The organism is Dyadobacter psychrophilus (assembly GCF_900167945.1).
GTDB lineage: Bacteria > Bacteroidota > Bacteroidia > Cytophagales > Spirosomataceae > Dyadobacter > Dyadobacter psychrophilus.
This window is the reverse complement of the sequence record NZ_FUZA01000004.1, coordinates 334,483-350,166: the sequence shown is the minus strand read 5'-3', so window position 1 is coordinate 350,166 and position 15,684 is coordinate 334,483. Positions and strand designations below refer to the sequence as shown.

At 46.1% G+C, this 15,684-nt stretch carries 12 protein-coding genes; 7 read left to right on the top strand and 5 right to left on the bottom strand.

Going from position 1 to position 15,684, the window contains the following annotated elements; all coding sequences use genetic code 11:
- Positions 1–43 precede the first annotated feature (43 nt).
- Positions 44–1,117, bottom strand: coding sequence for a type IX secretion system protein PorQ (gene porQ, locus B5X68_RS17435; RefSeq protein WP_082216027.1), 1,074 nt, complete (start codon positions 1,115–1,117; stop codon positions 44–46).
- A gap of 85 nt (positions 1,118–1,202) precedes the next feature.
- Between porQ and B5X68_RS17430 the strand changes: the two genes are divergently transcribed.
- The 7 genes from B5X68_RS17430 to rbp all read left to right on the top strand — a co-directional run bounded on the left by B5X68_RS17430 (position 1,203) and on the right by rbp (position 10,394).
- Complete coding sequence (locus B5X68_RS17430) at positions 1,203–2,762, top strand: acyl-CoA carboxylase subunit beta (protein ID WP_082216026.1); 1,560 nt, start codon at positions 1,203–1,205, stop codon at positions 2,760–2,762.
- 153 nt (positions 2,763–2,915) lie between these two features.
- Complete coding sequence (locus tag B5X68_RS17425) at positions 2,916–4,190, top strand: Gfo/Idh/MocA family oxidoreductase (RefSeq protein ID WP_082216025.1); 1,275 nt, start codon at positions 2,916–2,918, stop codon at positions 4,188–4,190.
- Positions 4,191–4,239: 49 nt separating this feature from the next.
- Positions 4,240–7,677, top strand: coding sequence for a DUF1080 domain-containing protein (locus B5X68_RS17420; protein WP_082216024.1), 3,438 nt, complete (start codon positions 4,240–4,242; stop codon positions 7,675–7,677).
- A gap of 98 nt (positions 7,678–7,775) precedes the next feature.
- Positions 7,776–8,288 carry an Xre family toxin-antitoxin system antitoxin gene (locus tag B5X68_RS17415; protein ID WP_082216023.1) on the top strand — a complete coding sequence of 171 codons (513 nt, stop codon included), beginning with the start codon at positions 7,776–7,778 and terminating at the stop codon, positions 8,286–8,288.
- A 6-nt stretch (positions 8,289–8,294) separates the two neighbouring features.
- On the top strand, positions 8,295–8,750 hold the full coding sequence (locus B5X68_RS17410; protein ID WP_082216022.1) for an RES family NAD+ phosphorylase: 456 nt from the start codon (positions 8,295–8,297) through the stop codon (positions 8,748–8,750).
- 146 nt (positions 8,751–8,896) lie between these two features.
- A complete protein-coding gene (locus B5X68_RS17405) occupies positions 8,897–9,727 on the top strand; it encodes a strictosidine synthase family protein (protein ID WP_082216021.1) in 831 nt (276 codons plus the stop codon).
- A 43-nt stretch (positions 9,728–9,770) separates the two neighbouring features.
- Positions 9,771–10,394 carry an RNA-binding regulator gene (rbp, locus tag B5X68_RS17400; RefSeq protein WP_082216020.1) on the top strand — a complete coding sequence of 208 codons (624 nt, stop codon included), beginning with the start codon at positions 9,771–9,773 and terminating at the stop codon, positions 10,392–10,394.
- 66 nt (positions 10,395–10,460) lie between these two features.
- Here rbp and B5X68_RS17395 read toward each other — a convergent pair whose 3' ends face one another.
- The 4 genes from B5X68_RS17395 to B5X68_RS17380 form a co-directional block, all read right to left on the bottom strand.
- The gene (locus tag B5X68_RS17395; protein WP_082216019.1) at positions 10,461–11,651 is read right to left on the bottom strand and encodes an MFS transporter; all 1,191 of its coding nucleotides are present in this window, start codon (positions 11,649–11,651) and stop codon (positions 10,461–10,463) included.
- 45 nt (positions 11,652–11,696) lie between these two features.
- Positions 11,697–14,357 (bottom strand): DNA mismatch repair protein MutS, encoded by a 2,661-nt coding sequence (gene mutS / locus B5X68_RS17390; protein WP_082216018.1) that lies wholly within the window; start codon positions 14,355–14,357, stop codon positions 11,697–11,699.
- 97 nt (positions 14,358–14,454) lie between these two features.
- Positions 14,455–15,051 carry a pseudouridine synthase gene (locus B5X68_RS17385; protein ID WP_082216017.1) on the bottom strand — a complete coding sequence of 199 codons (597 nt, stop codon included), beginning with the start codon at positions 15,049–15,051 and terminating at the stop codon, positions 14,455–14,457.
- A 32-nt stretch (positions 15,052–15,083) separates the two neighbouring features.
- Positions 15,084–15,668 carry a Uma2 family endonuclease gene (locus tag B5X68_RS17380; protein WP_082216016.1) on the bottom strand — a complete coding sequence of 195 codons (585 nt, stop codon included), beginning with the start codon at positions 15,666–15,668 and terminating at the stop codon, positions 15,084–15,086.
- Positions 15,669–15,684 lie beyond the last annotated feature (16 nt).

Below are 15,684 nucleotides of genomic sequence, written 5' to 3'. Positions count from 1 at the left end.
CAATTATGAACAAAACTTAATATTGGAACAATGAGTAGGGAGGTTACTCTTTAATTTTGCCAACTTCTTTAACAAAACCATTTTTCAAATTCATAACAATTGATAATGAGCTGCTTCCGAAGCCGGGAACATACTGCGCGCGACCATAACCCACCTCAAATCGCTTGATCCGCAGCCACGCGCCAAAGGAAAATCCAGCCAATGCGCCTCTGTCGGAAAGTCGTAATTCCTGCCTGCGCAAATGGTCATAACCGAGTAAAATCCGGAAATTGGGATGAAGCAATGCTTCCGCTCCCAATGAAAGATGGCGTCCCAGTTTCTCTGCTATGCCGACTTTTCTCGGGATTTTATTGCCATTATCATCGTAAGTAAAGAAGAGGTTCGGATCATTATACACCATATCAAACCTGTTCAAATGATGCGCGGTAAGCGAAACCCGGACCGGCATATATTCAGGCTTGAATGTTAAGCCCAGCCTGACGTCCAGAGGCAATGTCGGATCGCTTGCGCCGGAATAGTTTTGCTTTGCAAACCCTACATTTTTGACAACAAATCCCACCGTCAAGTCCTGCTCCGGATGCTTGAAAACTCCGCCCCAATCCAGCGCCAGTCCGAACACATGATACGATTGCACCGATGAGCCTACCATTTTCAATGTTGCCCCAACGGTAAAAGCGCCGATGCTATGCCCATACCCGGCCGACAAACCGTAATCCGCCGCCCGGAACTCTCCTATCACATTGCCAATGTCGTCGGTTTCCACCATTGTGCCGTAATTAAGATATTGCAAGCCAACCGCCCAAACGCCAGCCGATTTGCGTGCCCGTCGCGCGTATGCAGCATTCACGAACCGCGTATCAGCCAGGTAAGGCATCAGATTGATGGAAACGTTATCCGCTTTGGAAGAGTCGAGCAGCGCGGGATTTTGGATAAATAGCGCAGGATCATTGCCCGAAATGGTGAGATGATGAGTGCCTAATGCATTGCTTTTTGCCTGGGCGGGCAATTGCAGAAAATCGAGTTTACTTCTCCCGCCGGTGGATTGCGCCTGTGCTGTTTGTTCAAAGCCATAGATAAGTCCCGCTAAAATGAACGCGCACAAGCCGATCTGCCTCATAAGCTGCAATAATTTCCCGAATCAGTAAATTGACCTATATTTATAATCTCTACAAGAACAAATGTAACCATATCGTCCGTATTACATGGGATCAGAATCTTCCGCGACTTCAAAAAAAGAACTTTTAGATCAGAAAAATGCCGAGGCCGATTTAGGTGGAGGCGCGCAAAGAATTGAAGCACAACATGCAAAAGGCAAGTTAACCGCCCGCGAGCGGATCATGGTGTTGATCGATAAGGGCACATTTGAGGAAATCGGGAAATTTGTAATGCACCGGAGCAAGGATTTTGGACTCGATAAGGAACATTATCTGGGCGATGGCGTGGTTACGGGGTATGGTAAGGTCAATGGCCGGTTGGTTTATGTTTTCGCACAGGATTTTACTGTTTTTGGCGGCTCACTTTCTGAAACGCACGCTGAAAAAATCTGCAAAATCATGGATCTGGCCATGAAAAACGGCGCTCCGGTGATTGGTTTGAATGATTCGGGCGGTGCGAGGATTCAGGAAGGTGTGCTTTCGCTGGCTGGATACGCGGATATTTTTTACAAAAACACATTGGCTTCCGGCGTCATTCCACAAATCTCAGCTGTGATGGGGCCTTGCGCGGGCGGTGCGGTTTATTCTCCCGCTATCACCGACTTTATTTTAATGGTCGAAAACACGAGCTACATGTTCGTGACCGGCCCTAATGTGGTCAAAACTGTAACCCATGAAACGGTTACCGCTGAGGAGCTGGGCGGTGCAATGACGCATGCGACCAAGTCGGGCATTACGCATTTTGTTTCACCCAATGAAGTAGAATGCCTGCTGAACATTAAAAAACTGTTGAGCTATATGCCTCAAAATTGCGAGGAAAACGCGCCCGGTGTTCCTTACGAGGCTCAAAATGAATCACGTCCTGTTTTAAACAACATTATTCCCGACAATGCCAATCAGCCTTACGATATGCGTGAAGTGATCGCGGAAATTGCCGATCCGGAAAGTTTTTTTGAAGTCCATCAGAATTTTGCAGAGAACATTGTGGTCGGTTTTGCGCGGATTGCGGGGCGAAGCATTGGCATTGTGGCCAATCAGCCCGCAGTGCTTGCGGGCGTGCTCGACATTCATTCAAGCCAAAAGGCGGCTCGTTTTGTACGTTTCTGCGATAGTTTTAACATTCCGCTGCTGGTTTTAGAGGACGTCCCCGGATTTTTACCAGGCACTGACCAGGAATGGAACGCGATCATTACCAACGGTGCCAAATTGCTGTATGCCTTTTGCGAAGCCACCGTTCCCCGCATTACGGTCATTACCAGGAAGGCTTACGGCGGCGCTTACGATGTGATGAATTCCAAACACATTGGCGCGGATTTGAACTTCGCGTGGCCTACGGCAGAAATTGCTGTGATGGGTGCAAGCGGTGCGGCAGAAATCATTTTCAAACGCGAAATCGCACAGGCAGAAGATCCAGCAGAAAAACTGAAAGAGAAAATTGAAGATTATACCGAAAAATTCACCAACCCCTATCGCGCTGCATTCCGGGGCTATATCGATGAAGTGATTTATCCCGACCAGACGCGTGAGAAGCTCATCCGGGCTTTTGAAATGCTGGAAAATAAAGTAGATGTCCTGCCAAGGAAAAAACATGGAAACATTCCGCTATAAGCAGTTATAGGAATGTTTAAGGAAATACTGGTCCATTATGAAGTAATCTGCCGGTAATGTTTCTGATCCAAATGGTTGCTTTGCTACATTCTGATTATTATCCTAAATTCACTCCCTACTTAACAAGTTCAATTTCCTAAACATCCTTAACTAATGAAAGAAAAGACGGGCACTTCTGCGTCCAGACGGACCTTTATCAAAGGCTCACTGGCGACGCTGGCCACTTTTTCCATTGTTCCCCGCCATGTTCTGGGCAAAGGTTTCATCGCCCCCAGCGACCAGCTTACCAAGGCTATCGTCGGCACCGGCTCCATGGGCCGCGGACACATTCCCTATGCTGGCACCAAAGTCGTTGCACTTTGCGATGTGGATAAAAAACACCTCGATATAGCCGTTGGAATGGTGGATAAAGGCGTAAAAACCTTCTCCGATTACCGTGAAGTGATCCAGCTTCCGGAAGTAGACATTGTGCATGTGGCTACGCCGCCGCATTGGCATGGGATCATTGCCGCGGATGCCGCCCGCGCCGGAAAAGATGTGTGGTGTGAGAAACCAATGACCCGTACAATCGGCGAAGGAAAAAGGCTTGTTGAGGCAGTACAGCAGCATGGCCGGATTTTTCGCTTGAACACCTGGTTTAGGTTTCAGGATAATTTTTACGGCATGAGAACGCCTGTAAAACCGATCAAAAAGTTGGTTCAAAGCGGCTTGCTGGGCTGGCCATTAAAAGTGACAGTAAGCAAGCACACCGGCTTCGACTGGAAATTTTACTGGGTGGGAAATACAAACAATGTTCCGCAGCCCGTTCCGGCGGAGCTGGATTATGAAATGTGGCTGGGACCTGCGCCCTACAAACCATATAGCGAGCATCGCGTGCACCAGACGTTCCGTGGTTACTGGGACTATGACGGTGGCGGACTGGGTGATATGGGGCAGCATTACATTGACCCGATCCAATATTTCCTGGGAAAAGATGATACAAGCCCGGTAAGCGTGGAGGTGGACGCTCCCCAGCAACATACAGAAGCCGTAGGAACCTGGCGACGAATCACTTACACTTATGCAGACGGCTGCCAGATCGTGCTGGATGGCGAAGCAAAAGACGAAAAAGTGGCTTACATTGAAGGTCCGAAGGGAAAGCTTTTTCCAAATTTCCAGTCCGACATTCCTGATCTTGAAAAGAAACTGGCCGCATTCCCAGATCCTGAACCGCAAGTGACCGACTTTGTGGATGCTGTCAAAAACCGCAAAAAATTTGCGCTGAATGAAGAAAACGGCCACCGCTCGTGCACCATCGTAAACATGGGATTAGCAGCGCTGAGGTTAGGACGCTCCCTGAAATTTGACCCCGAAAAGCAGGAATTTATCGATGATGAAGGTGCAAACCGATTGATTAACCAGCCCATGCGCGGCCCATGGACCATTTGATCCGTGTTATTTCAAACCTGCATCCATTTATTTCCATCCTTGACCATTCATGAAAAAACAATTATATAACATTCTTGCCCTCTGCATGTTGATCTCGCAGGCATGGGCTCAAACGGACGATGCTCTGGCAACCAAAGCCAAAGCACTGCTGTCCAAATTCCCTTCCCAGAACGAAGCTGCATTAAAGAAAAACATGGAAGAACTCGGCCAGCTCGGCAAACCGGGGCTGGTGCAGATCGCATCCATGCTGACACCGCTGGGGAAAGGGGATAATACCAAAATTCAGTATGCAATCGGCGGGTTCACTTATTATGTTTCACAGGCAGGCAAAGAAGATTTTCGCAAAATAGCAGCGGAGGCTTATGGAGAAGCGTTGTCCAAAGTAAGCGATCCCGACAGTAAGAATTTCCTGATATATCAATTACAGACTGTCGGAAAGGACGAATCTGTTGAAGTTTTAAAATCCTATTTAAAAGATGAAAGACTTGCTGGTCCGGCTTCAAGAACATTGGCAAGAATCGGTTCTCCTGCTGCCGGTGCTGCGTTGTTGCAAAGTTTAGAAGGCGCCCCTGAAAGCACGCAAATAGCGATTATTGAAGCATTGGGTGGTGCACGTTACAAGGAAGCAGCTTCGGTCATTGAAAAATCGGCAGTGAATGAAGATTTGCTTTTGCGCAAAGTAAGCTTGTTCGCGCTTTCGGAAATCGGCGCTCCCTCTTCTGAACAAATTTTACTGGCTGCCGCGCAAAAGGCAAATTTCGGTTATGATGAATCGGACGCAACGGCCGTTTATCTTAAATATCTGGCTCGGTTAGCTGAAAATGGAAACGCTGCTGCGGCAGAAAAGGCTGCATTGGCATTGCTCAAAACCACGCCGGACGTAAAGCAAACGCCTACACGGTCATCGGCTTTAAAAATTTATTCAGACATTAAAAAACGTGAATCCGTTCCCGCGCTGGTGAATGCATTGCAAAGCGCGGATCCCGAATATCGGATCGCGGCATTGAAATTAGGCCAAAAATACCTGATGGCAGACGGCACGACGCCATGGCTTAATGCCCTGAAAAAGGCCAAACCGGAAGTGCAGGCTGAAATTATTACAATGCTGGGCCACGCCAATTCCCTGGATGCTTTGCCCACAATCCAGAAATCGTTGACTTCCAAAGATAGCAAAGTAAAAATCGCCGCGATTTGGGCCGCTGGAAAAATTGGTCAGAAAAAAAGTCTTCCGGGTTTGATCAATGTGCTGAAAACTGCAAATGCGGATGAAGTTGCTGCGGTTAAAAGCAGCTTGTTAACCATTAAAGGAGATGCAGTTGTGAACCAATTGGCCACAGCATTACCCACTCTTCCAGCAGCGGCACAGTCAGCCGCCATTGACGTCCTGGCCGCACGCGAAGCCAGCTCTAAGCTGAGTAATGTGTTTGCATTGCTCAAAAGCCCGAATGCAGAGGTCTCTAAATCCGCTTACACGGCTTTAAAATCGCTGACTACTACGAATGATCTGTCGCAAATGTACACCCTGCTCAACACGGTGAGTGATGCAGATCAAATGGCCGCCATCCAAAAAGCGGTGGCTGCGGGCGTGAAAGGAAATGGCGACACAAAGGCGCAAACAGATGCGATCTTGAAACAAATGCAAGCTTCTCCGGCCGACAAACAGTCGAACTACCTGGCCGTTCTGGCGAGCATAGGAGGCAGAACAGCGGCAAATGCGGTAGTTTCTGCATATAATAGTGGCGATGCAAAATCGAAAAAGGCTGCCATTGCCGCATTGGCTTCGTGGTCTGATGCGAGTGTTGCGAATGAGCTTTTGGCAATTGCAAAAAAGACATCGGATGCGGATGAGTTTAACTCGGCATTGTCAGGTTATGTTTCTGCCGCTACAAAGTCAACCAAAACGCCTGCTAATAAGGTTCTTATGCTTCGGGAAGCGATGGCTTTGGCCAAAACGGATATGCAAAAAGAAATGATCCTCAAAGAGCTGCCCCGTTTGAGAACATTCAATGCATTACTTTTTGCAGGAAAATATCTCGATAATCCTGCGACAGAGCAAGCCGCTGCACAAGCTGTTATGTCCATTGCGCTTTCAAACAAGGGCTTTTACAGTGCAGAAATTCGTGAGCTGCTAGCGAAAACTTCGTCTGTGCTGAAAGGAAAAGATGCTGAGTATCAAAGAGAGTCGATCAAAAGGCATTTGTCTGAACTGCCAAAAGATGAAGGTTTCGTAGCATTGTTCAACGGAAAAGATCTTTCTGGCTGGAAAGGTTTGGTTGAAAACCCGATCGCACGCGGAAAAATGAGCGCCGACAGTTTGGCCTACAAACAAAAAAAGGCCGACGAAGCTGCGAATAAGGATTGGTATGCCAAAGACGGGGAACTGGTTTTCTCGGGACATGGCGATAACCTTGCAACCGTGAAGCAATATGGTGACTTTGAAATGTTTGTGGATTGGAAAATCCAAAAAGACGGCGACGCTGGCGTATATTTGCGCGGGACGCCTCAGGTGCAGATCTGGGATACGTCACGTGTGAGCGTAGGCGCGCAGGTGGGTTCCGGCGGATTATATAACAATCAGAAAAATCCAAGCAAACCTTCCAAACTGGCCGACAATGCCATTGGCGACTGGAACACTTTCCACATTACTATGATCGGCGACCGTGTTTCTGTTGACTTGAATGGTGAGAATGTAGTGGATAATGTGATCCTGGAAAATTACTGGGACCGCAACCTGCCTATTTTCGCAAAAGAGCAGATCGAATTGCAGGCACATGGAAATCAGATCAATTACCGGGATGTTTATGTGCGCGAAATTGCTCGTCCGGAACCATTTACATTGTCGGAAGCTGAGAAGAAAGAAGGCTTTAAAGTACTATTCGACGGAACAGATATGTTCAACTGGGTAGGAAACCGCACCGATTATTTTATTGAAAACGGCGCATTGGTTGTCGATCCAAAGAAAGGCGGAAAAGGAAATTTATATACCAAAGACGAATACAGCGATTTCGACTTCCGTTTCGAATTCCAATTGACACCAGGAGCCAATAACGGCTTGGGAATCAGGACACCTATGGAAGGCGACGCTGCTTATGTAGGAACTGAAATCCAAATCCTGGACAACGACGCCGACATATATAAAGATCTGCACGAATATCAATATCACGGTTCCGCATACGGCATTATCCCTGCGAAAAGAGGCTTTTTAAAGCCAATGGGAGAGTGGAATTATGAAGAAGTTCGCGTACAAGGTTCCAAGATCAAAGTAACTTTAAACGGCACCGTCATTCTGGACGGGGACTTGGCCGAAGCAAGCAAAAACGGAACAGTGGACCACAAAGAACATCCGGGATTGAAGCGCACAAGCGGACATTTAGGCTTCCTGGGCCACGGCTCTGAACTGAAATTCAGAAATATCAGAATCGCAGACCTTACCAAGTCAACCGCAGAACCAACCGTTTCCACTTCGAAAAAGAAGAGGAAGAAATAGTAATTTAATTAATTGATCAATGTAGAGAACTCCTGTCAACTGGCAGGAGTTTTTTATTTTGGTATAAATTTATACTTAAATTAGTGTAAATTTGTTTTATGAAGCGAGAGAAAGAGGCATACTACAATGAGGGAGATGCGAATCCCAAAATTTTATCTGATTTGCAGGTAACTTACGGGTCTAGCTTTGTGCCTGCGAGCATTATTTTTAATACACACATTCAAAAACCTGAAAGTAAAATGACAGCCATTGAGAAGATGCATGTTGTTAAGCGCGGAATCAGCAAAACCGACCTGGAAGGCTTTAAGGACAAAATCGGGATGGATTATGATCAGCTGGCGGCTACATTATCCGTCGCACGCGCAACGCTCATCAATAAAAAGGGGCCTGATAAATTCAACCCAACTGTTAGCGAGAAGATCGTTAGTCTTGCGGATATTTATTCTTATGGTTATGAGGTTTTTGAGGATGTGGATCGCTTTAATCGCTGGATATTTAGCCCCAACAGGGCCTTAGGAGGCGAAAGTCCTTATGATCTTTTGGATAACCAGTTTGGGCGCGAGGAAGTGAAAAACATCATTGGCCGCATTGATTATGGCGTTTATTCTTAATCCGCTATGATCGTTTACCGAGTAGGACGCACTAAATACGCACACGATCTGGAAGGAGAAGGCGCCAGGCTTTACGGCGGACGCTGGAACCACAAACTGACCCCATGCATTTACACTTCCGCAAGCCGGGCGTTGGCACTTTTGGAATACACGGCCAACATCAGCATTGATGACATTCCAAGAGCACTAAGTATCACCACTTTTGAGCTGGCACCATTGGAAATACATCAGATTGCTATTCCGGATCTTCCGGGGGACTGGCGAGATGGACCGGCTCCGGCATCCACCAAAGATTTTGGAACAAAATTATTGAAAAAGGCTTCTCACGCGTTTCTACAAATCCCCTCTGCAATCTTGCCGCAAGAATTCAATTATTTGCTTAACCCAACATTTCGTAACAAGGAAGCCTTCCGGATTTTGGAAATCAGGGACTTCGTTTATGATTTAAGGATTAAATTATAAAAAAATTTAAAAATGCCCGTAACGAACTGTTTTGGGCATTTTTATTTAGCTTTGAGTAAGCATAGAAAAATTTGGCAAATCAGAAAAGTATATCACCTTTAATCAATCTTTCCTATTAAGAAACATATCTACACAAACTGAATCACATGAAAATCAGTCAAATACTACTAACCGCATCGCTGCTCCTTGCCGCAGTATCTGCAAATGCTCAGCATTCCCTGACGCAGATCTGGTCAACTGAGGCGTCTCTTCCTGTTCCGGAATCTGTATTTTATAGCGCACAAGACAAGCTTTTATATGTGGCGCAGATTGATGGCAAACCAGGCGAACAGGATGGCAAAGGAGCAATCGGCAAAGTTGGATTGGATGGCAAAATCATTGAAAAAGACTGGATTACAGGCCTGAATGCGCCAAAAGGCATGGGTATCATTGGAAATAAGCTTTTTGTTGCGGACGTGACGGAGGTTGTTGAAATTGATATTAAGGCCGGAAAAATCTTGAAGAAACATGCAGTTGAAGGCTCAAAATTCCTGAATGACCTGACTGTTGATTCCAAAGGCAACATTTACGTTTCTGATACGGAAACGAAGAAGGTCCACCTGATCAAGGATGGCAAAATTTCGACGTATTTTGAAGATTTGACCAGGCCAAACGGCTTACTAGCAGTTGGTTCGGATCTGCTGATTGCGGATGCGGGCACCTTGAAAAGACTTAGCACCGACAAGAAGGTAACCGTTGTTGCCGAAGGAATGGATAAAAGCACGGATGGAATCGAACAGGTAATTCCGGGTGAATACATCGTTTCTTGCTGGGCTGGCGTAGTTTATTATGTAAAATCGGACGGAACTACGCAAAAGTTGCTGGATACAATGGCTGACAAAACGAATTCGGCCGACATTGGTTATGATTCGGTTAAAAAAATCGTCTACGTGCCGACATTCGCCAAAAATGGTGTTGTAGCTTATCAGTTAAAATAAATATATTTATAACCTAAAAATTAAATTAAAACAAGTCGTTTCCATGGACATTTTTGTTGGGAGTCTTTCTTTTAAATTGAAAGAAAGCGAATTGCGTGAAGCTTTCGAAAAATTTGGAACAGTGAGCTCCGCGAAAATTATCATTGACAAGATCACTCGTCAAAGCAAAGGTTTCGGCTTTGTTGAAATGCCGGACGAGGAAGAAGCAAGGTTGGCAATTAGCAATTTGAACGGTGCAGAAATGTACGGACGACCGCTGGTAGTAAACGAATCGCAGAAAAAAGAAGCACGGGGAGATGCACCTGCACCGAGAAGAGAAGGAGGTTTTAACCGACCTTCACGCCCGGAAAGCGGCAGCAGCAGCACAGACAGACCCAGCAGTGTGGGTGGCGGCGGAAGCAGCACAGGAAGTGGATTCAGCGGAGGCGGTGGTTATTCCGGCGGCGGAGGCTACTCGGGAGGTGACAGAAGTTCAGGAGGTGGAAGTAATGATCGATATAGAAGCAGTGACCGCGGCCACAGCGGCGGTTATGGAGATAAAGGCGGATTTGGAGGCAAGTCAAGATCTGACGATCGTTTTGGAAAAGGCGGCGGAGATTACAAGAAAGGGGGCGGAGGCTCCAAAAATTACAGCCGCAACATTGACGACGACGACGATGACTATTGATTATTCATAAAATCAAAAAAACCCTGTAAGATCAACTTACAGGGCTTTTTATTGGGCAAATTCCTGCTAAGAAGTTGCTTTAATTTTATTGTCTTTAAAAAACAGGACGAAAAGCACCAAGACAACGGCTGCAATGCCCGCTGGCACCATCCAGATACTTGTCCAGTCTTTCACACCATTAACGGTGTACATATCGGCCACTATGCCGGCTAGCCACGAGCCAATGCCCATTCCAATTCCGTAAGTTGCAATAGAAATGAGTCCCTGTGCAGAAGAACGGTATTTTTCACCCGCTTTGCTGTCTGTATAAATCTGGCCGGTTACGAAGAAGAAGTCGTAGCAAACACCGTGCAGCACGATTGCGAGATAAAGCAGCCATTCGTTGTTTACATCGCCATAACCAAAACCAATAAAGCGGATGATCCAGGCGATGAGGCCTACTACCAACATCCATTTAACACCCAGACGGGTAAAAGCGAGTGGAATCAGAAGCATGAAAATAACCTCAGAAGCCTGGCCCAGTGACATTTTGTTCTCCACATTGGTCATTCCTGAATCCGTGAGCGAAGGGTTTGCCATAGCGTAGTAGAATGACAATGGAATACAGATCAACAGTGACGAGATAAAAAATATCGCGAAAGAACGGTCTTTGAAAAGGGTGAATGCATCCAATCCCAGAATGTCCGAAAAGGATGTTTTTGTGCTCGGTTTCGGTGGGGTATCCGGTAAAAAGAATGAATAAACGCCCAGGAATGCAGAAGCGACCATTGAGATTTTGAAGATCATCACGTTATCCCCAAATCCATAATAACCAATAATGTTGGAAACCACGATCCAGGAAACTGTTCCCATCACACGAATTGCAGGAAAATCCTTTTCCGAATTAGTCACCTGCTGCATGGCGATTGAAGTCGTAAGTGACATCATGGGCGCGAAAGAAATGCAGTAGGCCAGGATAATCCAGAAGAAGTTATCCGGATCGTCAACGCCCGTCAGAACAAAAAGAAGTGCTGCACCCGCAAGGCTCAAAACACCAAGCACTTTCTGTGCGGCAAAATAACGGTCGGCGATCATTCCGACGAAGAAAGGAGCGATGATCTGCGCAATTGAAAAAGCAGCATAAGCATTCCCAACCTGCGCCCCGGTTGCCCCGAGTGCAGTGAACAGGTATTTACTCATTTGCCCGTACCATGATCCCCATATAAAATAGAGCAGGAACATCATGGCCATCAATTGAAAACGCGTTGAGTTTTTCATAAAAGGGATAGGAGATTAAATTGGTAAATTATAAAGTGCATTCGGTTATTTTTTGACAATTTTCTGGAACTCGTTCAGTTTTAAAAGTGCTTCAATCGGCGATAATGTGTTGACGTCCACGAGCGACAATTTTTCTTTGAGCTCTTCCATGCGCGGGTCGGCTGGTTCGAAAATGCTGAGCTGAAAGTTGTTCTTAGGGATCTCTTTGACCCTTTTTTTATGCTCGTGCGTCACATGGTCTTTCTCCAAATGCTGCATAATCTCGCTGGCCCTCAGTACAATTAGCTGCGGCATGCCGGCGATTTGAGCAACGTGAATCCCAAAACTGTGCGCGCTTCCGCCCGGTTTTAACTTGCGCAGGAAAATCACTTTGTTATCCACTTCTTTTACGGCAACATTGAAATTTTTGATGCGTGGAAAATCTTCCGTAAGCTGATTTAATTCGTGATAATGTGTGGCAAAAAGCGTTTTTGGCCTGCAATCGGCCTGGTTATGAAGATATTCCGCAATAGCCCAGGCGATCGAAACGCCGTCATAAGTGCTGGTTCCCCGCCCGATCTCGTCCATTAAAATCAGGCTCCGATTGCTCAGATTATTCAGAATGCTGGCCGTTTCAGTCATTTCCACCATGAATGTACTTTCGCCGCGGCTTAAATTGTCGCTCGCTCCTACCCTGGTAAAAATCTTGTCGACCAAGCCAATCGAAGCGGACTTGGCCGGCACGTAACATCCCATTTGCGCCATCAGCACGATTAATGCCGTTTGCCTTAGAAGCGCAGATTTACCAGCCATGTTGGGGCCGGTAATGATGATAATTTGTTGCACCATATCATCCAGGAACAGGTCATTAGGCACATAACTTTCGCCTACCGGAAGCTGCTGTTCAATAACCGGATGGCGCCCATCTTTGATATCCAGCTCGTTGCCTTCACTGATAACAGGTTTGGTATATTTATTTTTCCGTGCAACCGTAGCAAATGAGCTTAATGCATCCAGCGTGGAAATTACAAGCGCATTCTGCTGCACAGTGCCCACATATTCAGCTGCCATTAACATGAGTTCACTGAAAATCCGATATTCGATCGCTGAAATTTTATCCTCGGCATTGAGAATTTTCTCTTCGTATTCTTTCAGTTCCGGCGTAATGTAGCGTTCCGCATTGACCAATGTTTGTTTCCTGATCCAATCGGCCGGGACTTTGTTCTGATGCGCGTGAGTGACCTCTAAATAATAGCCAAATACCTTATTATAAGCTATTTTTAACGATCCGATCCCTGTGCGCTCAATTTCTCTGTTTTGCAGTTTGATCAGGAAATCCTTTCCTTCATAAGAAATCGCATGCAACTCGTCCAGCTCAGGATCGACGCCGCTTTTTACAATGCGGCCCTGGTTTGTGAGGATCGGCGCGTCGTCGCGGATTTCGTTTTCAATTTTATCCACTAAAAAACTACAAGGATTGAGCTGGTCCGCGTATTTTTTTAGTATTTCAACAGCCTGGGTGGAAATCTGTTTCTTGCCGGCCTTCCTGGATTTTTCTTCTTCCTGATTAATTATCCCGGAAATCAGCTCCTTAACGGGGCCGATTTGTTTCAGCGATTTTTTCAGCTGAACAAGCTCACGGGGATTTATTCTTTTTACCGCAACTTTTGAAATGAGCCTTTCCAAATCACCGATTTGTTTCAAATGCTGCGTAATCGTATCATGCAGATCCTCGTTTTCAAGGAAATGTTCAACTGTATTGAGGCGATCTTCGATCGATAATTTCTCTTTTAAAGGCAAAACGATCCATTTTCGAAGCAAACGTGCGCCCATAGGAGTTACTGTCTGATCCAGAATTTGTATCAATGGTACGCCGCCTTCCTGCTGGGGATAAACCAGTTCGAGGTTCCTTACCGTGAAGCGGTCGAGCCACACATATTTTTCCTCCTCCAAGCGCGTAATGCGGCCAATGTGCCCGACTTCCTTATGCTCGGTTTCACGCAAATAATGCAGGATCACGCCCGCTGCGATGATACCCATCGGCAGCGCTTCGATCCCAAAACCCTTTAAAGTTGTTGTCTGAAAATGACCTATTAGTTGATCATAGCCATACTCGTAGCCAAAACACCAGTCTTCCAGCTGAAAAGTATGATACTTCCCGCCAAAGAGCTGATTGAATTCCTGTTTATGTCTTTTGCAAAAAAGCACTTCGGCCGGGCTGAAACCTTGGAGCATTTTATCAATATAGGCTGCATTGCCCTGCGCCGTCATGAATTCGCCCGTAGAAATATCTAAGAACGCAATTCCGTAAAGATTATCCGGCCCAATGTGAACCGCAGCCAGATAGTTATTCTTGCGGATATCGAGCACATTGTCATTCAGCGAAACGCCAGGAGTCACCAGTTCAGTAACACCTCTTTTAACAATGCCTTTTGCGGCGGCGGGATCTTCCAACTGATCGCAAATGGCAACGCGTTCGCCTGCACGAACCAACTTTGGGAGATAATTATCAAGCGAATGATGCGGAAATCCGGCGAGTTCTTCGTGCGCACCTCCATTGTTTCGGCGGGTAAGCACGATGCCCAGGATCTTGGAAGCGCGTATGGCATCTTCTCCGAAGGTCTCGTAAAAATCCCCTACACGAAAAAGCAGAAGCGCCCCCGGATACTTGGCCTTAATCTCATTGTATTGTTTATTAAGCGGAGTCTCTTTTTGTGCCTTTGCCAACTATCAGCCTTATTTTAAGAAAAGGATATGTACAAAATTAAGCCTTCTCTCCGGTTTGGCAACATTGCACAAAGGTTTTGTGAAAGCAGCAGTAATCTCAATCGTAAACGCGGCGCACGTCTTTGGCCGTAACTTCCCATACGTCCCCTGGTTTAGGAAAATCGCCGATTTTGTCCGCAAGAGAAATTTTTCCAATGGACCACCGCACGAGTCGTAATGTGGGGAAACCAGCGGCGGCGGTCATGCGTCTTACCTGTCTGTTTTTACCCTCGCCTATGGAAATAGAAACCCAGGAAACCGGAATGTTCTGTCGGAAGCGTATCGGTGGGTTGCGTTCGGGAAGCAATGGTTCTTCAATCGGGGAAACTTTTGCGGGAAGCGTTAAGTGTTTTTTGCCATTGAGTGAAATTTGCACGCCGGTGCGAAGCATTGCGCAGGCCTCCTCTGTTATGATACCCTCAACCTGAGCATAGTAAGTTTTGGAATGCCTATTTTTTGGATCTAAAACCTTTGTTTTGAGAAAATTATCATTGGTAAGCAGCAACAAACCCTCGCTATCGGCATCCAGGCGGCCGACAGGATAAATGTCTTTGGGAAACGCAAAATCCAGATCAGCAAGCGTCAAATGATCACCTTCACGAGTAAACTGCGAAAGCATTCCAAACGGCTTGTAAATGAAGAAGTAACGAAACAAATTTTCTTAGATTAGATCGGAATGCAGGCTGGCTATTTTAGCAGCGCAGCTGGGTTCAAAGAAAAGCCGGGCAAAATTTCTTCGCCGGAAAGCATTACATTCAATGAGTCGTGAATAAAAATGGATTGATCTGCACTGTAAATGTGGATTTTATTATCAAACCGGTCAATCAGCCAACCGAGTTGTGTTCCGTTTGCAATATATTCCTTCATCTTATCTTGCAAATAGCTCAGACCATCAGACTTAGAGCGGATTTCGATCACAAAATCAGGGCAAACATGACCAAAAGTTTCCAGCTCGTCTTCGGGAAGTGCATCCCATTTTTCGCTTAAAACGAATGAAACATCCGGTGATCTTACAGCGCCGTTGGGTAATGTAAAGCCCGTTGAAGAGTCAAAAACTTCGCCCAGTTGATTTTCTTTATTCCAAATTCCTAACTCCGTTGTAACTCTGGAATTGAATCCTCCTGTAAATAATCCTGTTGGAGACATAAGTATAATATTTCCTTGCGAGTCCCTTTCGAACTCTAGTGTGTCGTTCATTTGGCAAAACTGGAAGAATTCTTTTTCACTCATCAGGTCCCCCATCTTCATTGTCACCGGCATTGGCATGTCCATAACGCTTTTGTTTGAA